Raw genomic sequence first — 19,474 nt, forward strand, 5'->3', positions numbered from 1 at the left:
TAGCAATCGATCATAAGCAGACCTGGGCGTAAGTTGGTTTGCTCTAGCATATTGGCTAAACCGAGTTATCTGCAAGAAAGACATATACATATCTAATTGGGGCAACGGAATTTGATGGTACTCCATGCCTGATATAAAAATGAAATCAGCAGCCAAAGAGCGCTTGGATACTCTAAAGCAGATCATGTTGCAGTTGATTCTCGGCAGAAAATATGGGGCTATCGGATAGCACCAGTGTTATGCAATCTACCGAGCTTTGCCAGGAGCATGCTATAAATCTATCACAACCATTTCTTCTTTATTTCAAAACGGCTGTCAGCCTCCAGCAGCTCTTTGACGTACTCGAACATATCGCTGACTGGGGCGCTGCTTCTAAATACTATCTGTCTTATACGGCCATCGATATTGTTCATTTGAGATTGATTGTATTCTAACAGTTTCTGCAGGTAATCAACCGTACCAGCATAATTACCAGGCATGTTGAGGATTAACTTAAGGTCGCTTTCCACTTTATTAATGTCAACCTCCTTTTTGCCTTTTACTATGCTTACCGGCATGTACGACACCCGCTTTGCTTATAATAATTCAGCAGCTCAGATATATAAACATGGCTTGTTCCCGCTAAGCCATGAATCGTATCCCAATTTATAGTTAATGATGCTATGGCTCACGTATGAATGCAAAATTTATTGCCATGTGCATTCTCTTCCTGCTACTGGGAGCTGCGGTAATGGAAGCATACCATTTATACGGCGTCGGTTGGGACTTCGTGGCGCACTACATGGCTGGAAAGGCTATGCTGGCTCCAGGCTTCTTTAGCTCTGTGAAGAATGCAGTGGCAACCGGCGGCACATATTTGGATTTTGGCATAGTCCAAACAAAAAACATCTATTTCGAATCCTACAGGGCGCCGTTGAGCATTATCACCCTAGCAGGACTTTATCTGCTGGCTGGGCGCCTAGCAATACCTGCCTATCTAGCCATCATGGTGGTCTTCCTCTTCTTCGCAACCGTCTATTTCTCCAAGGGCTTCAAGATTAATTACCTCCTGGTCGGTTCGCTTCTTGTGCTTCCCTACCTGGTGGTATTCCCATTTATGATCAACAGCGAAGAGATGCTATCGCTCATCATGATGATTGCCGCGCTCCCCCTGCTTTACAGGGGCAAATGGCAGGCCGGCATATTCATCGGCTTGGCCGGCCTCTCGAAATACACGGCACTGATATTCCTGCCACTACTGCTACTCGTTGGCGGCAAGAAGAAGATATTGTACAGTTTCATCGCCTTCGTTGTAATCACGCTTCCATGGCTGGCATTCAACTACGCAGCGTTCGGAAACCCCCTATACAGCTATCTATCATCTGTGGTGGTCAACGAGGAGAGCTCAATGCCAAGCGCAATCTCGCTTGTCGCTCTCGAAGGAATAGTTGCAGGCTTCATCCCTGCCATAATGCTGCTGCTCATCATGTACTACCGGCATCCGCGCGGCTCTATTGCCAAAATTCACAGGACCTTTAAGGCAGTCACCGGTGCAGGGCACAGGATGCCTCTAATTCTGGCATCGTTCTTTCTTCTGGCTCTCCTCGAGTTCGTGGTGCTAGGCACCCATGAGAGCGTATTTGACCAGGCAAGGTACGGCTACTTCCTGTTCGCATCCATAGCATTCCTGCTGTCATGGCTCATAGAAAGGAAGCTTAGGCAAAGAAGCCTGTCCAGGTACAGGACAGCCGCTATCGCCACACTTTCTGCGTTCTCGGCCGCATCGATGATAGCGGTTATTGCACTGATGGGCTCAAGCCTGATTGCGTTCTCTCCTGGCAGCAATAATTCGGTTTTCCCGAGTGCGGTCAATGCTGTAAAGGGCCTCAATCTAAGTAACTGCAGTTTCGTCTCGAACGATTGGGTCTATCTAAGATATTATGGAGTCACCGCCTTCTCGCCTTATGGCTACAATGCGACAACTAGCGGCTATCCGGCTATCGTGTTCTACGGCATAGGCACGAACCCTGGCGCTGTGAAGACATACAGCACGAATATCGTGCATCAGTACAGCGATTTCAGCATTTACGCATCAAGAAACTACAGCTGTTGACAAGTCTAGTAAAATATATCAATACCAGAATCAGTTTTCAATCCGAGTGCCGAGTAAGGCATAAATATCTTCAAAGCAGATAAAATTTAAGATGATACCATGCCAGTAAGCAAGTCAATAGAACGGGAAAACACTGGAATTAGCTATAGTCTTATGGCAGCTGTGGAAGGGAGGATAACCGTGAAATTGGAGAAGATTGATAATGAGAATCTGGTGTATGCTAAGGTTTTCGATGTAAGGATTAATTCCGCAAACTATTGGGATAGGGATCGTGCTCGGAAGGAGGCCGCAAGGAACCATGCCGAGAAGGAGATTGTCGAGAACTTGGATCAATCTGACATAGCGAAAATCTATGAGCAAATGAAGAAAGAAGGGAAAACATCTTCGGATATGAATAGAGATATCGACCATATAATAGATGTCATTGTTAATTCCTCAAAAGCGCTGCATAAATAACTGCTTTTTGACGCATGGGATAGGTTTCTTAAGGCATTTTTCAGGACAGTACAGGAAGAGAGCTTCCAGCCAGCTATAAATATCTTCGAAGCCGCAATACACATGTAAGGATTGCCGTGAGCCAATGCCCGATACCCCGATCAACAAGATGAGGCAGGAAAGGAGCGACATAGTCCAGCGCATATCCAAGGGCAACGCCAAAATAGCAGAAGTATGCAGAGAGCTGGACGAATACTATAAAAGCATCAATCCTGAGGTAAACGCTATCGGAAGAAACCTGTTCGAGAAGTTTGAGGATGGCCACGACGCGCAGTACTGGTATATGCGCAAGGATCCTCTGGACCTGCTCCTGTTGCTCAGGGATAAGATATGGGGGCTCACTATAACCAGGGCGTACAATGACATCTACGAGTCGGGGGCCGGAAGTATGTACACGGCCCTTGCTACTGGAAGGATAATATCCGACATAGAGGATTTCAACGCGGAAGAGGCTTCCAAGGAAATAGGCTTCACGCTCGAGCAGTTCTTCTTCGGTGGCGTCCGCGATGATGAGGCGAAGGCGTTCAGGGCGAAGAACCTGACAGAATACTCAAACCGGCTTGGCAGCATAGTGACGCTCCAAGCGATGCGCGCGCTCGTGGAAGCTCAAGAGTCTGGAAAGTTTGTCGAGCGCGTCAGGACCGCTGCAGAGAAGGCCCGTAACACGCCGCTCATGGGGCCAAAGGGGGAGCTTATCAGAGACTGGACCCATGGCTACATCGCCCTCGTCATTGATACGACGGGCAGCGTTGTGGCCTTTGCAGACTACCCTGAAGGCAGGGCGAAATTCCTGAACTATCAGGTACCTAAAGCGCTACGAGCAGCAGTGCTCAGGGACCATGCGAGCGAGGGAATGAGAAGCCCAACTGATGAAGGCAACATAAAGTACCTGGAGAGCTTAGGTATAGCTCGCAAATACCAGTACCCAGGGGCGCAGGATGCCGCTCCTATACCGATAGATTCAATGGTAAGGCAGGTGTTCATGGTGGGTGGGGCCACAATCCTCGACCCCCAGTATGTCAACGATGTCTATGGCACCGAACATCCGGCAGAGTACAGCGAGCTTGATGGCGTAAATCCGCTTGAGCCAGAGATGGATATGTTGTTCGGCAAGCTGCTGCTCTACTATATGCAGAATCCAGACGTGCCGGTGAATCCTGTGCCAGAGCCTTCGGATATAAGCGGCATAAGGGGTCGTAAGCTGCTCCGGAATGGAGTCTGATGAAATCGGGATCTGCCAGATCGAGGACGGATTGATGGCCCAATAGTTTAATGCTTTTGAACCATATCATAGATCTCAGAATTTATTGGACAAGGTCAGGCATTAAATAAGTATAAATATTTGAACGAACTGACGTTTTGAATAGGGGATTGTATGACAACCGGGCAAGAAACCACAAAGAGAGGTCTGTTATGGACCGAAGACAAGGTGCAATCCGTGCGCAAAGTGTACGATTTCTTGGTAAAGAACAAAGAATACAGTTTCATGGTGCATGGGTGAATGAATGTCGAAACCTATTAATATGGATCAAAAAGGTAGGCAGCAGATCAGCGATTTTAGGAGCATGCGAGGCATTGACGCTCTGAAGCCAGAGACCGCTCCAGAAAGGAACAAACTGATTGTAGAAAGGGACGAATCGCTGGTAGCCGCATTTGCTAAATACTCAGTCTACAAGAAGAAGGGCCTAGATGCTGAAGCTGAAAAGCTTAGGGAAAGGTACCAGCTAAACGACTTCATACTATACCAGCTGACCGGAACTGGCAGGAGCAGCATATATGACAAGAATGTCCCGATAGCGGATCTTGCAGGTGAGGTCAAGCGCCTGGAAGTGATGCTGAGGGAGGACGACATACTCCACGTGAAGGTATTCCTCGATGAAGCCATAGACCAGTTCTGGCGCTACCTGGCAATTGAGCGCAAAGGCTGAAGACCGAAACGGTCCTTATGGCAGGAGTCTATGACAGCCTATCGTAGATTACGGCCTGTCGATAGGCATCCCGAAGGAGCAGCTCGATTTTCCGATAGAATAGGAAACATTTTAGAATTTCTATGAAGGTGTTGGAACATGCACCTAGAATTTATTATTGATAAAGAGTATGACGCCAAGATATCTCTTATGCGCCGCACAGCAAAAAGTAGAGAACAAGTAGAAGAACGATATAAATCCGATATGGGTCTGATGCTCGTCAAAAAAGACGAATATCAGAAATCATGGGATCAAATCAATGACGACTTTTCGGACTACGTAGAACGCATGACAGGGTACAAATGGCTTCATCCTGAGTATGAATGCGTACTATCCTGCTTTAATAGAGGAATATCTAATTGGGGGATGGATAATAGGATAGTCAGGAGCTGGACTGAGGATCAATTTAAGATGCGTAGGATAACCGCGCACGAGCTAATACTTATGCATTACTTTGAAATTTACAAGGAAAATTATGTGCACGAGGGACTGACAGAAGGGCAGGTTTGGGCGCTTGCAGAAATTGCCGCATTCGCTCTCACCTCACTAACGAAAGAGGCTGAATTATTCTGGCCAGGTGATACAGAATACCATACGGACCACAATTATCCGCATATTGTGGAGCTGCAGAACGAATTGAAACAGGTTTTCTTGGACAGCATCAAGAAAAGCGATTTTGACCATTATATGAAAGTTGGGATTAATCTGGTGAAGAAATACCCAAACATGAATCCAAAGGGCAAATGACAGCTTTAGAAGGGTACAATTTCATAGAAATGAAATTGTAAACGCCATCTGTGCTGTCTGATTATTTTTCATATTTCCGAAACGAAAACACGTTTTGTTTTAAGCATCTCTTTTGAATTTTTGGAAAACAGGGCCTGTTGGTTAAGCAAGCGGTATTGAGCGCGAAGTCGGCCTGTTTTTCATGCCTTTCCGAGAGAGGGCGTTTTTTGGCTCGCAATTATGAAACTTAATAGGCATAAATCCATATTCTTGAAAATCAATTTCTGAAGGGCTGAAAACCCTCGAAAACAAATTTTCGAGAGAAAAATTTACACGCATTTGCGTTCTGCTGCACGAAAAATTTTCTTTCGGGATTTTATTCACGCCATAGCGCAATGCAATAGGCAGCAAATAAAGAAGAAATCGAGTTTTGCTAAAAGAATCAAAGAAAAACTAAGTATATTCTATATTGTTCTAAAATAACGCATGCCATCAGTTATGCAGCTGAGCTCAGAAACCTTTTCTTTGAATTTCATTGACCATTAGGCTCTTGCTCTGCTGCAGCTTGCGCGACGCCTTCCGCAGCCCTCTTGTTCTGATTTGCATCATGAATATGTGATGCTATAATACCCCCTATAAACCCGCCGGTCAGTAGAATGTTTAATGCCAGCGAAGCATAGGGCATGGCGTGTGGCGACATAGTGTAATCATAGGCACTTTCTATAACAATTATTGTGCTGGTGCTAAGAGCGAGCATGTATGCGGCTATCGTGTCCTTTCTTGCCTCCTTGTTTAGGATTAATATCTTAGTATCTAGAGATATCTCATTAGCTGCCTCAATTGTGCTGGATGGCACATAGCGCATAAACGCCCTATATGCAGCTTGCCCGGCATCGCTAAGATGATAATATTCGTGTCCGCCAAGCTGCAGAACAGTGAGAAGGCCATCAGCCTTGAGCGTTTCTATCCTCCTGTTTGCCGTACCTGTAGTGAGGGTCTCGTATTGATTGCTCTTGCTTGTCCACGCATCATTGATCCTAGCCAATTCCAAGAGCGTACCAGGATCAGACTTATGCGTTCCCTTAACATACTTCTTGGCAGCCCTCAGCTCAGTATAGCTCTCTTTTCTCAGAAACCTTACGAATTGCCTAGTATTGCCATGCTTGATGGCTTCTTGTTCTTGCAGCTTATAAATATTTGCCTTCTTCATGGCGATGATAAAGGCCCTCCCATAATCTGATGCTTGGTTATTCGTGTGCAAGCTCGTATTCATGTCACCACATTAAGGTTTTCTCGTTCGAGATATTTATACCTGCCTAAAGAGGTTTCACCTAAAAGAAATTAGAAATACTAAATTACTGTTAGTATCACTAAAGCCGTATGTGGGCGGGTCAGAATCGCCATCAGTCTTTCCGGCCAGTCAAGCCTTCCCTGATCTTTTTCTTAGTATCATTATTCTGGTCCCTTGCTTCCTTAGCATTTTCAGGTTCTCCGGCAACGTCATAGAGCTTTGCAGCCGCTTCATAAAGATAAAGGCTTCTTACCTTTTCTCCGTATTTGTACTCCAAGACTGCGGCCTCCTTCACGTTCGCCGCGGCTTCGTGGCATGCCCGCCTATAATCCGACGTAGATTGGTCCAGCACCACTGATGCCAATGTCGGTATTATCTTATCCACCGCGCTTCCAAGCCACCCATCTGCCTCTCTGCTGTATCTGTGCTGGGCAACAACCTTGAATGCCTCCACAAGGTTATTCTTCTCGTCCCTCGTCAAAAGCTTGCCGCTCTTGGCAGACTGCAACATATCTACCATGCAACCACACCACATACGTGTGCATTAAGATATTTACAGCTTTCATTAGGGCAAAAAGAGAAAGTCGGATTTACTCAAAAGGAATCTGCCTGGGCCCAGCCGTGCGCCACACTGCACCTAGCTTTTCCGGCCTTCCGTCTTGATTAAGCTTGGATACCTTCATCGCATTATTGAATCTATCGTGGAATACTGCATTGAATACCCTGTCGAAATCTCGCTTGGGGAGAATCTCTTCCAAGTAGCAGATTGCGCCGCTGAGCAGCTTTTTCTTCGTCAATTCCGCGTACTCTTCGCTGGTAAGCTCGACCAAGGTCGAATACCTGATGCTGGGCCAACCGCTTATCCTTACATTGAATTTTGTTTTCGCGGCCTCTTCATGTTCTTCATCGTCGATAGGTCTATGCGCAATTCGTTCAGGACTCAGGCCGTTCTTTGGCCATGCCATACCATTTTCTTCCGGTGTCCAGTCTGGCTTGAGCCTGAACACCGCCATTGCGGTGTTTGGTGACCCGTCAAAGACTGCATTTCTGACTTTATTGATATTAGCAGGGGGTGCCGCATCTGCAAGGTAAAAAATTACACTATTTATTGAATCTTTTGTCATTAATTGTCTGTATTGGTCTTCGGTAAGCTCAAATAATACTACGCGCGTAACGTTAGGCCAGCCGCTTACCATTATGTTGACGTTCTTTTCGGTTGTCTTCTCGGTCGGTTTTGGACTTTTTGCAGGCACACTTACGCGAGATATTGTTTTTATTTCAGGAGCTTCTGGATGCATCGGCATATTATTAGACCCGGGCTCTTTTGTCTGATTGATAAGATCAAGGTAATGCTCCTCTGTCTGCTCTACCTTATTGCCAAGTCTTAGCAGGCGTGCATGCCTTTCCTCTGGGGTCTCACGCGGACGCTTGATATCGCGAACTACGTCTGGAACGTCTCCATAAGAGGTTGTGCGATTTGTATGTTTCTGCGGCAATTTCCACACCATCAATCATTGGCGCCAGTATTCATGGCTCCAGAGAGACCCAAACCATTCAGGCAACATTGACCTCCTTCAATTGTCTACATCTTCTTGTGGATTTGCCGTTACGCTAGTAGAGACAGTAGGTATGTGCATACCAGCAGTAAAATCAGTTATCGGCTGTTTTTTAACAGCTTTAGTTGTACTTGGCACGGTATCACGAAAACGCTCAGTCCATCTAGATATTTATGCCTTTTGGGATCTGATCCTGACTTCAAGATTGACGATAAATAGACGCTGCAGAATGTCTAAATATCTGACCGAACTTCATAGAAATGCCGATTTTGGCCAGGGACGTCAATGCCACAGACTACGATCGACAGAGACGAGAGCGTCAGAAAATTAGAGCGACGCTTCTGTTCCGAGGCTGCGGCAAAAGGTCACTATGTGGCTGCGTTCTGCTGGGCTATGCGCGCCAGAGACAGAGAGACGGCCGAACATTACATAGGCAAAGAGTGCGAGAAGTTCACCGAGGCTGGATTCCCGGATGCGGCACAGCAGCTCAAGGAGCGAGCCATGGAACTTGCATCGGCCAACGCTGAGATAAGCTGGCGCGACGTGTACATTGTAGAGTTCGAGATACTAGGCAAACTGTCAGAAACGCTAGCGGCCAAGACCGGACTCCCAAACTATGCGCCTCTCGATATGGATGATTTCTACAGGTTCGGCATGTGGGATAGAGTGCAGAAGATAGGTGGCTCGCTCGATGCCCTTGCAGCTCAGACCGCGTTCACCGAAGGGCTTCTCGCGCGCGTATGGGACGGCGGCGCAGAGGAAGCCAGCATCAGCGGTTATAAACCAACTATAAATAGGCTGTTCACGAAAAATCCAGGCTATGAGCCTATCTACAACAGCATATACGACACGCAGTTCGATATAGACTACAACGAAGGAGAGATGCACAACTTCGCTCTCAAGGGCTATGTACAGCTGCGCTTGGTCGAGGGCAGCGCGCTTCGCTGCATGGCAGTGGCTGAGGGCGGCGAGCTGGCGAGACACATAGCTGGCTTGGGCCTCTTCGGTGCTTACGCTGCGTCGAAGCAGGCATTGCTGGCAAGGCAGATAGGCATAGTAGCGGAATACGCCGCAGCAGCCGACTCGCAAGTCATCGGAAAGCTTGACCCGGACAGCGGCATAACGCTATCAGGCATAGGTAGCACTCATGAATACAAGCCGCATATGGAGGGGCTGAACGCGCTTAAGGCGGGCTATGCTGGCATAGCGTACACAAACTCGACAATAGGCGCGTTCTACGACGCGATCCGTGATATTAGCAGGCACGTTGGCATGGAAACGGCACGTATTCATGCACGCATCGCAATGATATCCGATTTCGCATCGGCAACAAGAGATGGTAATGATAAATTGGATCCAGAAGCGGTGCGCTCGTTCGTGCGCGGATTCCGTGCAGTGAGCGAGACATACAGGCCTGACACAACCCAGCTCTCTCTCGAAGGCAGGACTGCGGATTCCAGGCCTATTGCACTCTACGACCAAGACTCTTACACGAAATTGGCGAGCACAGCATACGTCAGACTCGCGACAGAGGCGATAATCGCAATGTACGGGTGGGGGCACGGCCAGCGCTTCAGGCTGCCGGTACTGCTGCATTCGAGCGATCCAGAGCTCTCGCATAGGCTGGGGCACGAGGAGCATGGATGGAACTTCTATGTCTCATGCGGAGCTGCGGGCTGGGAAATGCCAGAGACCATAGCCTCAGATACCGATGAATCGATAATCTATCTGCTCGGCGTCGCGGCGAACACTGGACGTGCTGCCGATGTGGCATCCATCGAAAGACTCGTCGCCTACGAGCTGGGCCGCCACATGCTGGCACAGCAGGCCCCACGCAAGGACTGGGAAGAGTTCTACTCGCATGCGGGGGAGAAGCCGGCCGCGATGCTGATCAATGGGCTGGCTGAGATACTTGGATGCTACCTTATGCAGCGCGCCACCCACGCAAACAGCAGAAACGAGGCCGTGGCACGTGCTGTAGCAGGGCGCATAGAGGAACGCGCTACAGCGATGGCCGAGCGCGCCTCTGCAGCGCTGCTATCTGATATTCTCAATGCAGCCAGCGACCCAAGCACGCCAAATTCGGAGATACTCAAGGCCAGCGAAGCGCTCGTTGACGAGGCCGAACGGTACACTAGGATGCACATGTACAGCGCATTGCACCTTGCAGCGGGGCTCTACATCCATCACACTACTATCATTATGGGTTTCGTGCAGGAGTCGTGCTGGCGTACCATCTGGAACTGGAAAGAGAACAGGGAGATAGACACCTACCCGATGCTTGATGAGTTCGGGGCCCGCCTCAGGGCGCTCGATGCTGGCGTGAAGGATGAGCATGGAGGCAGCTACTTGGAACTGTACATGAGCTCATACAAGCACGAGGCCTCTGACATAAAGCGCCTCCGCGAGCTAAGGAGCGAGATGGACGTCGACCTGAAAGGCATCGGATCGGGAAATGCTGAAGAGACGCGCGAATCAATCAAAAGCCTAGAGCGCCACATACGCGCCCTCTATGCCACCGAGGCGGACAGGGCCCGCAAGCTCATTGATTGGTTCGACAGGTTTGAAAAGGCGAGCCAGGAAGAGAAGTGGGCATATATAGAGGAGATGCGCGAAGCCTTGGGTATGTAAGGTTCAATAGGTGTCTAACATGATGAGCAATTCTAAAAGCGTGCAAGTCGACAACTCTTGCATGCAACGCAACGCTATAAGCAAGGAAGAGTTTGTCGATAAAGTATTGTACCTGAAAGATACCCTCGAATCGGTGATATACCATCGGCATAGCCCCGCGGAAATATGTAGTGAGATATGCAAAACCTTGAGGAATGTTCCAGAAACCGCCCACTATCTCGAATCAAACAGTATACCAGAATATGGATGCCCAGAATTCATAGGGACGATACTGAGAGAGACCGAGAAGGAGAATGATAAGTTGTAATCAAGGCGACACAGACGGATATTTCAGCATCACGGCGCGGGGTCAGCAATCATACCGTATTTGGATAGCCCGGATCAGGGCCTGGATCAAACATTCTTCTGAGCTCCATGCCTCTCAGCTCCAAGTACTGTGTTTTGTTATCTGGCAAGTTGAAGTTCTCCTTTATTCCAGCTGCCACTTCGGGATTAAAAGCAACGGTTTCGCTGAACGCTTTGAGCGCTAGCTCATGCATACCCTCAAGCTCCTCTTGAGTGAGCTTAAACTCCTTTATAAGTACATCCACATTGCCCTTGTTGTATCTAGTAGTATAGTCGGACAGGAGGTTATTGAGCACGTCTAGTGCGCCAGCATGTTTTTGGGCCTCTGAAAGCTCGGTGCCTTCTCTATTTGCAGCTCTGTTTGCATACTCTAGATAACCATCTTCTCCCTGCGCATACACTTTCAAGTATGCAATAAAGTCTTTGTACGCTTCCGCCCTTCCCAATTCTAATCTAAGTTTTATGTCGTAAGGAGGGTTTTGCTTTTGACTTGCCTTTTTACTTACATCGTCAGTAGCTGGCATTATAAACACCAAAAAACGTTCGGCCCAACCAGATATTTATGCCTTTTCGTAATGTATGGTGGCGATGTCAGCGCCCAGTCATTACCGTTTCAGCAACTCAGCTGGTGCTACTTTCTTGGATTACCACACGCCCAAGCGTTTCGATCGTGCGCTTCCGGCCCGTCGAGCTGTAGGTGGAAATGCTTTGTAGAACTCTAGATGGTTCGTTGCAGGTATCTCAACCCTGTACCTTTCAGGGGCATGCGGATCCATCATGAGCCTGCGCCTGAGCTCCTGCTCGGTTATGCTGCTCCTCCATATCTGCGCGTACGATACGAAGAAGCGCTGCTCCTGCGTTAACCCATCTATGATTCTTCTCTTTTCCGAGTGCCTTGCAAGCGCCTTCTGGAGCGCATCGTATGCTATTGCTACGCCGCCCAGGTCGGCTATGTTCTCGCCTAGCGTAAGCTTACCGTTTATCTGGACGCCAGGCAGCACCTCTATTGAGCCGTATTCAATTTCAACCTCTCTGGCCTTTTCATTGAACTTCTTGGCGTCGTTTTTGGTCCACCAGTCCCTCATGTTGCCGTTTGGGTCATAGTGCCTGCCGTGGTCGTCAAATCCGTGTGTCATTTCATGCCCTATAAGCGTGCCTATGGCCCCGTAGTTCACGGCATCATCAATATCTGCATCGAAGTACGGTGGCTGGAGTATGCCGGCAGGCAACACGATCTCGTTCCTTTCAGCGTAGTGGAACGCGTTGACTGTTTGTGGAGGCACGGTCCATTCATCAATATCAATACGGTGCCCCGCTCTTGAGGTTTGCCGCCTAATCTCAAATTCCGATGAGCGGCGCACATTGCCGGCATAGTCGTCTCTTTTTATCTCTATGCCGGAATAATCCCTAAACTTGGCGGGATGACCTATCTTGACTTTCATCTTGCTCAGCTTTTCCAGCGCCAGGCGTCGGGTGCCCTCAGACATCCACTTGGCCCCTTCGAGCCTCTCCCTGAACGACTCCATCAAATCATTTACCAGTTCCGACACTCTGATACGGATGGCCTCGTTGAACTGTTTCTCCACGTAAAGCTTCCCAAGCGCCTCGCCTATCTGTACATCCATGCGGTATATGGCGCGCTTCCACATCGGCGCTTGCTGCTTCTGCCCCATGAGTTTCCTACCAAAGAAGCCAAAACTCTCGTTGCTCACTTCATCATGAAGCAGCGGAGCGTATGCACGCAGTATGTTCCAATAGAGATACGCCCTAAGTTTTTCTATGTCGGCCGTGCTTAGCTGCTCATCCAGATAGTCAAAGAACTCTGGCTGCCCTATAACGACATATGATATGCCTGTTGCACCCACGCCCTGCAGATAGCCAACGAGGTCCAGATTCGGATATCTGGATTCAAGTGTCTCTAAATCAACCCTGTTGTAGTTCTTCTCGGCGTCGCGCAAGTCGGCCGAGCTCCTGCTCGCCCTGGCGAGCCCTGTTTCGAAATCGAGAACCATGTCAGACCAGTTTCCCGCAGTTTCTTTCCCAACACCTTTGAGCATGAACATTTTCTTTATGTGTTTGCGGAATTCTTTTCGTGTTTCTGCAAATGCATCTAGGAGGTAGTAGTCCCTGTTCGGCAGAGACAGGCCGCCCTGCCTTAGATGCATCGCATATACAGAGTTGTTCTTTGCGTCCGCATTAGAATACGAATCAAAGAACGCCAGAATACCTGCCCGTTGCGTCGGCGTTGCAAGATGAAGCCTTGGTAGGTGGGCTGCGACTTCGCCAGCGCTCTTTATACCTGAAATAAGGTCCCATAAATCGTTTATCGGTGAAAAGCGTCTTTCCTCTACGCGCTTCCTGTTCATGGCCGCAGCGTAGAAATCTCCTACTATTCTTTTGTATGAGCCCTGCGCGGCTAAAGAATCGGCCATGCAAGCATCGGCAATCGCATGGATGATCTCAAGGTTATGGTCATCGAGTGCATAGTAGGAGCTCCAGCACGTCTTATCTGGGGGAACGGGGTTGTTGTCAATCCACTTCCCGACCGCATATCTATAGAAATCCTTGCCTTGGTCGGCTGACGTGTCCATATAGCTGACTGAAAAGCGCAACGCATCGCGCATGCGTACGTCTGCACTTGTAGCTTCTTTGCTTTCGTTAGAGAGGTCTTCAGAAGAGGGCAAGTGACCCACCATTAGAATATGTTGCTCCGTTTATTTATGCATTTTGCCTGCTTTCCCTACTGCGTTTGTTTACATGCCTGCATGCTCCCAACGGCAAGATTTTAAAACCTTAATTGAAGAGTAGAAGTGATTGCATGGCAGGCAAAGCACTTAGTTGGATCGGAATAGCGATGGGAGTGATAATCTTCATTCTCGACGTGTATTGGACATATGTAGCGCGCGTTGTGCCAATGTTTTTTGCGATAGGCGCGATCATAGCGATTGCAGACCTCGTATGGATAGGCACTGACGCAGTGCTGATGAAGAGAGGCTGAAGGAACTTTCCTCTCTTTCTATTTCTTTCTTTTCTTTAACTCCGGCACTGTGAACCTGTTCCAGAAGATTTTGTAGAGTTTCAGCTTGTCAGGCACGCTCCTCAGTCCAGGTATGTAAGGCAACAACAGGAGCACCAAAAACGCGAGGAACGCCAGCGTGCCGTTTTCTATGTCGTTCCACCATGGTATGCCGCTCGTCATAATCTCGAGCAGGTTGTACGGAGCGAGCCAGTACTGTATGGGCAGCGAGCCTGCAGCGACCTTCAGCATGCCCCACTGCCCGGTTGTGAGCCCATATTCCTGGCCGGCAGCCCCGAGCTCGCCTGTATCATTGATGAACAGGAGCACGTATGTAGTGTCAAGCCCGCTCGCTTCCTCGTTCTGCACGGCAGGCTGGTAAAGCCCTTCCTGGGCCATCAATGTAAGCTCAGACGCCAGCGCTATCATGGGGTCCGACGAGTTGCGGCCTTGCGCTATCGACCCGTTGGCATCGAAGTAAGAGTGGGCCTGAGCAAGCGATGCCCTTTGCGCGCTGACATTTTCCGCAAGGAGCGCCTCCTCGGCATTAGGCGCACTGGTAATGTTTAGGTAATATGTGTACGGAGCTGTGACATAGACATTCCTTGTGCTGAACGTATACGGGTCTATGGTGTCTATGTATGTGGCTGTGTTCGAAGAGAAATTAAACTCCTCCAGCAGTGTGAGCGCGACCGCGTCAGGGTGCGCGTTCGCTATTCCGGCTATCGTCAACGGGGCAGTATACGGCACCCTGAGGAAGATTGCGAACAGCAATACGATCACTGCTATATAACCCATACGTTTGTACATCGTCCTGTGGTCTGCGGCGACGATGGAATACGGTATGTCCTTACGGTACGGCGTGTTCAGGCCCCTGCTCTTGACAAGCATATAGTGCGTGAACATAAGGATGGCAAGCAGTATAGGCACTATGGCGACATGCCAGCCGAGCACCGCGCCCATGTTGAGGGGATTTAGCCAGTAGCCAAGGCCCATTCCGTTCCAGAGGTCAGCTCCAGCCTTGGCGTTCCACTGCGAGATGAGCCCGCCGGCTATGCCTACGCCAAATGCGAATTCGAGGAGCACCAGGAGCAGCATCACGGCTCCAAGCATCCAGACGAGCCTCTTCTTTCTGTAAGCTGATGTCGTGAGCTGCACGAAGAGGTGCACGAACATGAGCGTAACGAAGGCCTCAGCCGCCCATAAGTGCACGCTCCTGACGAATGTCCCAGCCACGCTGAGGTCCCACCAGTATGGGCCGAAAATCAGCATTATCATGCCGCTTATCGCAAGTATCGCGAACAGCTCAAGCAGGTAAATTCCAATGGTAAAAAAGAAGTTGTTGCCGTAAGACGGCACGTTGGTTATGTAAAATGATTGGACGAAAGCCTTGATGTCTGCACGTATCGAGCTAGGCTTCGTTTCATCTTCATCCGGCCCCGTGTCTTCAGGAGGCCTTTGAACATCCATCCGGCACTACTTGAAGGCCAGATTTTTTATTTGTTTCGGGGTGGCTGCACATCTGCTCTTTAAAATGTTGCTTTGCATATTTGGCTGATGAGCATGCCGGACTGGCTAAGCCGTGATGTCCTGCTAATATCCCTTTCGGCATTCTTCGCAGATGCCGGCTACCAGGCGCTTGTTGTGGGCCTGCCCCTGTTTTTGGTGATATACCTCAAGGCTCCTGTCTATCTATTTGGTATAGTCATGGCGCTGGCATACGGCGGCGGATCGCTTTTTGCCTATCTGGGAGGGAAGGCTTCCGAAAAGTATGGCAAGAAAAGGATTGCACTCATCGGTAACCTGCTTATACCAATACTTTCATTGACCGGGCTAGCCTCTACTGCGGCAGAAGCAGGTGCGCTTTACTCCGGGGGCTGGTGGGCCAGGAACTTCAGGACTCCCGCAAGACGCGCAATGCTCGGCGACATAACTAAGAAAGAGTACAAGGGCAGAGTTTACGGGTTTCTCAATGCCCTTGACATAGGCGGAGGGCTCGTAGCCGTAACGTACCTTTCGTTCGCCATATTGGCAGGGATGAGGATAAGCACCGTATTCATCTACACTGCAGTGCCTATACTGATGTCTTCTCTTTGCCTCGCTCTTGTGAAGTACAAAGGCGTAGGCAGAATAAGGCATGCTGTCGCGAGCATAAGGCAGGGCATCGGAAAGGCCGCAGCAAGGGCAAAGACCTACAAGGCAGTCATAGCCGCAACAGGCATATATGGGCTCAGCTTCTACAGCATAAGCTTCCCGATACTCACCGTAGCGCAACGCTCCGGCAGCCTGGCAGGCGTGGCCTCGTATGCCATATTCCTGATAAGTTCTGCAGTTTTCGGATACATTGTAGGCGTTAGGGTCAGGAAGCTCGTGCATGGTCTCGCGTTTCTTGGCTACTTCCTCGCGGGCGTCGGCTCCCTGGTGATAGGCCTGGCGTATGCATTCTCTTTGGGCATCGTTGTATCATACGTAGGCATGCTGCTCATCGGCATGGCTGCAGGTGCCATCGAAACATTTGAACCTACCATCATCTCGATCGTCAAGCAGCGCAGGGGCTCAGGTTCTGGCATGGGCGCCTTGACGGCATCGAGAAGTATTGGGCTGTTCGCCGCCAATCTAATAGTTGGATTCCTGTATGCGATTGGGCCCATATACTCGTATTCAATAACAGGCATGCTTGCCTTTGCAGCCGGTGCCGTGCTAATCTTATTTGGCAGGGAACTGTGACACGCAGACTTCTGGAAGGCTGCACATGATGCTATTTTCTTCTGCTTATCCCGAACTCCCTGACGAGGCTGTGCACCGGTGAGAAGGTCGGCATACTGCCCCTGCCGGATCTCCTCAGTGCAGCCATCCCGACATAGTAAAAGATGGAAGCCAGCAGTATGCCCGCTGCGATTAACAGGCTCTCTGGGCTTAGATATGCCATCACCATCACGATTGCAAACATGCCTATTACTGGAACGGCGACGAAATGCCGCTTGTATATCAGCCTGCCCTTCAGTTGCAGGCGCCTGGTTTTCATGTAGAGGGCCAGTGCAGCCATGTTGACTATGAAGTACGAAACCAGTATAGTAGCGTTCGCGCCCTCTACTATGGTATCGAATGATACGAGAAGCACGAAGGCGATGCTTGCGATTGCGGATACGATTATCGCATTTATCGGAGTGGAGAAGCGATCTATGGCGCTGAGCTGCCGCGGCAGCTCCCTGTCACGGCCCATCGCAAAGAAGAGCCTTGATGTTCCTAGTATGCCGGTTAGGACTACGCCTGCCGTTGCGGTTATCCCTCCGAGCGCTATTATCAGGTCGAGCGCCTTGCTGTGCACGGCCGACATCGCTAGCGAGAGCGGCGCCGATGAGTGCGCGAGCATGCCGTATGGGACAAGCCCAAGCGCCACCACTGCCACGGCGACATAAATTGCCGTCGAGATGGCGATCGACAGTATTATGGCACGCGGCATCGTCCTTCTTGGATTCTTAACCTCGTCGCCCACCGTCGTCACCCTCGAGAAGCCGGTGAATGCGAAGAATATGATGGCTGCGCCTGCGAGCAGGCCGCTAATGCCCGATTGCACATGCGTCGTTAGGTAAACGCTGTTGAACTTCGTGAGGCCCGCAATTGCAAAGATTAGAAGCACGGCCACGTTTATTCCGACCAAAACCGCGATGGTACGGGCAGAGTTCTTGATGCCAAGGATATTAACCGTCATAAACGTCAGTATCGCTGCGATGGCTATGTAGGCAAGCGGCACCGAAGTTCCCAAAAGGGCGTTTATGTAGCTGCCGGTGCTCACAGCTACAGCCGCTATCGCTATTATGTTGCCGAATGTCCACATGATGCCTGCGATGAAGCCCATGAATGGCGACAGTTCCTCCCTTGCGTATTCGTATGCGCCGCCCTCTTTGGCAACATGGCTCGCTATTTCAGAGAAACTCAGCCCTGTCAGCACGGCAATGACCGCCGCAACCAGTATGGAATATGGCAGCAGCGGCCCTGCCATCCCTGCCGCTATCCCTACTATGACGAATATGCCGGCGCCTATTATCGCGCCAAGGTTTATCATCAACGCATCGAACAGTGATAGCGTTCGTTTAAGCCTGTAAATGGAAACTCCTCTCTATCAATTGCATGCATAAGCTAAAATATGGATGTTGCGCAGCAATGCCCGATCTGCCATCATCTAGAAGACCTGATATGCCTATCTCAACTGTTAGCATGTGGAACGCAACGCAGGGCTTATGACTGTCACGCCATTATTTCAGATGGTATTTAGCTCCCCTCCATGTTATGTATTTCATGCGATTGGCGACAATGAGATTGGCCAGGTATATGAAATTTACCATCAGATATGCGACAAATAGCTCCGGGTCTGCCACCCCCGCGCGCATGTACATCCTGACTGCACCGATTACGAACGGAAGCAGCAGAACGGCAAACAATGGGCTTATTATAATTGCCATAAGTATCGACGACAAAAGCAGCAGTATGTTAGCCGAATATAGCACCACCCCGTACCTGAAGTTTTTCCTGTTTCCAAGTATAGTAAGCGCCGACTGGCGATTCGACCACTCCTTGAACTCGGCGAAACTGTCATTGCTTTTGACCTCAACAATGCGCTCCGGCACGTATTTTATTTCAAGGCCCTTCCTCTTCGCGATGCGCGTTATAGGTATGTCGTCGGATACAGAAGCAGCGAACTCACGAAACGAAATTTCGTCAAGAAGGCCTTTCCTGAACGCCATCGAACCTCCCCACGCGAACCTTGTTATCTTCGACTCCATCATCCCATTGCCGACAAAGCCCCAGACAAGCTTGACCTTCGACCAGAACCCTCCGACGGGCCTGAAGTAAGGGAATGCCGTGGAAACGCCCACACTGCCGTCGGCAAGCGGCCCGACAAGCTTGGCCAGCCAATCCCTGCTAACGGTCACATCAGAATCAGCAACCACATATACCTCGTAATCCTTGAACTTCGTAAATGCGGTTGCGATGGCCCGCACCTTCCCGCTTGCATATCCGCTCCAATGCGATGATCTTATCAGGCGTATTCCCGCATCCCTTATAGCCCCAACTGCAGGGTCAGAAAGGTCATCGACGATCGCCACCACATCGTAATTCCTGTATGACTGGTTAGCAAGCGAAGCGAGGTTGCCGCTCAGCGTTATGTCGATGCCCTTGCACGGTACCATAACCAGTGTTTTTGGCATGTATTTTCTGCGGCTTGGCGCATTGCGCTCATTGCCGGCCATGCTTATTGTTGCGAGGGCCATGAGGCCGAGCCATGTCAGGGTCAGAAGAGCAATGTATGCCGCAAGGAACGCATTCATCGACACGAATTGCACAAAAACAGCT

At 49.7% G+C, this 19,474-nt stretch carries 17 protein-coding genes; 8 read left to right on the forward strand and 9 right to left on the reverse strand.

All coding sequences use genetic code 11. The annotated features are described in order from the left end of the window. Window positions 1–281 precede the first annotated feature (281 nt). A complete protein-coding gene (locus tag M1158_02120) occupies window positions 282–557 on the reverse strand; it encodes a hypothetical protein (protein MCL5099898.1) in 276 nt (91 codons plus the stop codon). Window positions 558–730: 173 nt separating this feature from the next. Here M1158_02120 and M1158_02125 point away from each other — a divergent pair, with 173 nt between their 5' ends. From M1158_02125 to M1158_02145, 5 genes are all read left to right on the forward strand, one after another. After that, a complete protein-coding gene (locus M1158_02125; protein MCL5099899.1) occupies window positions 731–2,092 on the forward strand; it encodes a hypothetical protein in 1,362 nt (453 codons plus the stop codon). Window positions 2,093–2,191: 99 nt separating this feature from the next. Beyond that, window positions 2,192–2,548, forward strand: coding sequence for a hypothetical protein (locus M1158_02130; GenBank protein ID MCL5099900.1), 357 nt, complete (start codon window positions 2,192–2,194; stop codon window positions 2,546–2,548). 124 nt (window positions 2,549–2,672) lie between these two features. After that, window positions 2,673–3,809 (forward strand): hypothetical protein, encoded by a 1,137-nt coding sequence (locus tag M1158_02135; protein ID MCL5099901.1) that lies wholly within the window; start codon window positions 2,673–2,675, stop codon window positions 3,807–3,809. 283 nt (window positions 3,810–4,092) lie between these two features. After that, on the forward strand, window positions 4,093–4,515 hold the full coding sequence (locus tag M1158_02140) for a hypothetical protein (GenBank protein MCL5099902.1): 423 nt from the start codon (window positions 4,093–4,095) through the stop codon (window positions 4,513–4,515). 138 nt (window positions 4,516–4,653) lie between these two features. After that, entirely contained in the window at window positions 4,654–5,301 is a 648-nt protein-coding gene (locus M1158_02145) for a hypothetical protein (protein ID MCL5099903.1), read from the forward strand. Window positions 5,302–5,812: 511 nt separating this feature from the next. On the opposite strand, the gene M1158_02150 is transcribed toward M1158_02145, so the two are convergent. The 3 genes from M1158_02150 to M1158_02160 all read right to left on the reverse strand — a co-directional run bounded on the left by M1158_02150 (window position 5,813) and on the right by M1158_02160 (window position 8,067). After that, window positions 5,813–6,553: a hypothetical protein gene (locus tag M1158_02150; GenBank protein ID MCL5099904.1), complete on the reverse strand. Its 741-nt coding sequence runs from the start codon at window positions 6,551–6,553 to the stop codon at window positions 5,813–5,815. Between the two features lie 130 nt (window positions 6,554–6,683). Further along, window positions 6,684–7,091, reverse strand: a complete 408-nt coding sequence (locus M1158_02155) for a hypothetical protein (protein ID MCL5099905.1) — start codon at window positions 7,089–7,091, stop codon at window positions 6,684–6,686. 70 nt (window positions 7,092–7,161) lie between these two features. Then, window positions 7,162–8,067 (reverse strand): hypothetical protein, encoded by a 906-nt coding sequence (locus M1158_02160; GenBank protein MCL5099906.1) that lies wholly within the window; start codon window positions 8,065–8,067, stop codon window positions 7,162–7,164. Between the two features lie 345 nt (window positions 8,068–8,412). Here M1158_02160 and M1158_02165 point away from each other — a divergent pair, with 345 nt between their 5' ends. Continuing rightward, window positions 8,413–10,758, forward strand: coding sequence for a hypothetical protein (locus M1158_02165; GenBank protein MCL5099907.1), 2,346 nt, complete (start codon window positions 8,413–8,415; stop codon window positions 10,756–10,758). 356 nt (window positions 10,759–11,114) lie between these two features. Here the strand turns inward: M1158_02165 and M1158_02170 are convergent, their stop codons facing one another. Both M1158_02170 and M1158_02175 read right to left on the reverse strand, forming a co-directional pair. Continuing rightward, window positions 11,115–11,627 (reverse strand): hypothetical protein, encoded by a 513-nt coding sequence (locus M1158_02170; protein ID MCL5099908.1) that lies wholly within the window; start codon window positions 11,625–11,627, stop codon window positions 11,115–11,117. Window positions 11,628–11,747: 120 nt separating this feature from the next. Continuing rightward, window positions 11,748–13,727, reverse strand: coding sequence for a M13 family metallopeptidase (locus tag M1158_02175; protein MCL5099909.1), 1,980 nt, complete (start codon window positions 13,725–13,727; stop codon window positions 11,748–11,750). Window positions 13,728–13,921: 194 nt separating this feature from the next. Here M1158_02175 and M1158_02180 point away from each other — a divergent pair, with 194 nt between their 5' ends. Then, entirely contained in the window at window positions 13,922–14,101 is a 180-nt protein-coding gene (locus M1158_02180; protein ID MCL5099910.1) for a hypothetical protein, read from the forward strand. A gap of 18 nt (window positions 14,102–14,119) precedes the next feature. Here the strand turns inward: M1158_02180 and M1158_02185 are convergent, their stop codons facing one another. Continuing rightward, a complete protein-coding gene (locus M1158_02185; GenBank protein ID MCL5099911.1) occupies window positions 14,120–15,589 on the reverse strand; it encodes a cytochrome b N-terminal domain-containing protein in 1,470 nt (489 codons plus the stop codon). A gap of 93 nt (window positions 15,590–15,682) precedes the next feature. Between M1158_02185 and M1158_02190 the strand changes: the two genes are divergently transcribed. Then, on the forward strand, window positions 15,683–16,846 hold the full coding sequence (locus tag M1158_02190) for an MFS transporter (protein ID MCL5099912.1): 1,164 nt from the start codon (window positions 15,683–15,685) through the stop codon (window positions 16,844–16,846). A 31-nt stretch (window positions 16,847–16,877) separates the two neighbouring features. Here M1158_02190 and M1158_02195 read toward each other — a convergent pair whose 3' ends face one another. Both M1158_02195 and M1158_02200 read right to left on the reverse strand, forming a co-directional pair. After that, on the reverse strand, window positions 16,878–18,185 hold the full coding sequence (locus M1158_02195; GenBank protein MCL5099913.1) for an amino acid permease: 1,308 nt from the start codon (window positions 18,183–18,185) through the stop codon (window positions 16,878–16,880). A 190-nt stretch (window positions 18,186–18,375) separates the two neighbouring features. Beyond that, window positions 18,376–19,464: a glycosyltransferase family 2 protein gene (locus M1158_02200; protein ID MCL5099914.1), complete on the reverse strand. Its 1,089-nt coding sequence runs from the start codon at window positions 19,462–19,464 to the stop codon at window positions 18,376–18,378. Window positions 19,465–19,474: the final 10 nt, after the last annotated feature.

This window comes from Candidatus Marsarchaeota archaeon (genome assembly GCA_023473665.1).
GTDB lineage: Archaea > Micrarchaeota > Micrarchaeia > Micrarchaeales > Micrarchaeaceae > JAMCYM01.

Coding starts and splice junctions, on each gene's coding strand:
- M1158_02195 (MCL5099913.1), bottom strand. CDS start 18,185: ATGATAAACCTTGGCGCGATAATAGGCGCCGGCATATTCGTCATAGTA.
- M1158_02145 (MCL5099903.1), top strand. CDS start 4,654: ATGCACCTAGAATTTATTATTGATAAAGAGTATGACGCCAAGATATCT.
- M1158_02185 (MCL5099911.1), bottom strand. CDS start 15,589: ATGGATGTTCAAAGGCCTCCTGAAGACACGGGGCCGGATGAAGATGAA.
- M1158_02120 (MCL5099898.1), bottom strand. CDS start 557: ATGCCGGTAAGCATAGTAAAAGGCAAAAAGGAGGTTGACATTAATAAA.
- M1158_02130 (MCL5099900.1), top strand. CDS start 2,192: ATGCCAGTAAGCAAGTCAATAGAACGGGAAAACACTGGAATTAGCTAT.
- M1158_02190 (MCL5099912.1), top strand. CDS start 15,683: ATGCCGGACTGGCTAAGCCGTGATGTCCTGCTAATATCCCTTTCGGCA.
- M1158_02125 (MCL5099899.1), top strand. CDS start 731: ATGGAAGCATACCATTTATACGGCGTCGGTTGGGACTTCGTGGCGCAC.
- M1158_02170 (MCL5099908.1), bottom strand. CDS start 11,627: ATGCCAGCTACTGACGATGTAAGTAAAAAGGCAAGTCAAAAGCAAAAC.
- M1158_02155 (MCL5099905.1), bottom strand. CDS start 7,091: ATGGTAGATATGTTGCAGTCTGCCAAGAGCGGCAAGCTTTTGACGAGG.
- M1158_02180 (MCL5099910.1), top strand. CDS start 13,922: ATGGCAGGCAAAGCACTTAGTTGGATCGGAATAGCGATGGGAGTGATA.
- M1158_02140 (MCL5099902.1), top strand. CDS start 4,093: ATGTCGAAACCTATTAATATGGATCAAAAAGGTAGGCAGCAGATCAGC.
- M1158_02150 (MCL5099904.1), bottom strand. CDS start 6,553: ATGAATACGAGCTTGCACACGAATAACCAAGCATCAGATTATGGGAGG.
- M1158_02135 (MCL5099901.1), top strand. CDS start 2,673: ATGCCCGATACCCCGATCAACAAGATGAGGCAGGAAAGGAGCGACATA.
- M1158_02165 (MCL5099907.1), top strand. CDS start 8,413: ATGCCACAGACTACGATCGACAGAGACGAGAGCGTCAGAAAATTAGAG.
- M1158_02175 (MCL5099909.1), bottom strand. CDS start 13,727: ATGCGCGATGCGTTGCGCTTTTCAGTCAGCTATATGGACACGTCAGCC.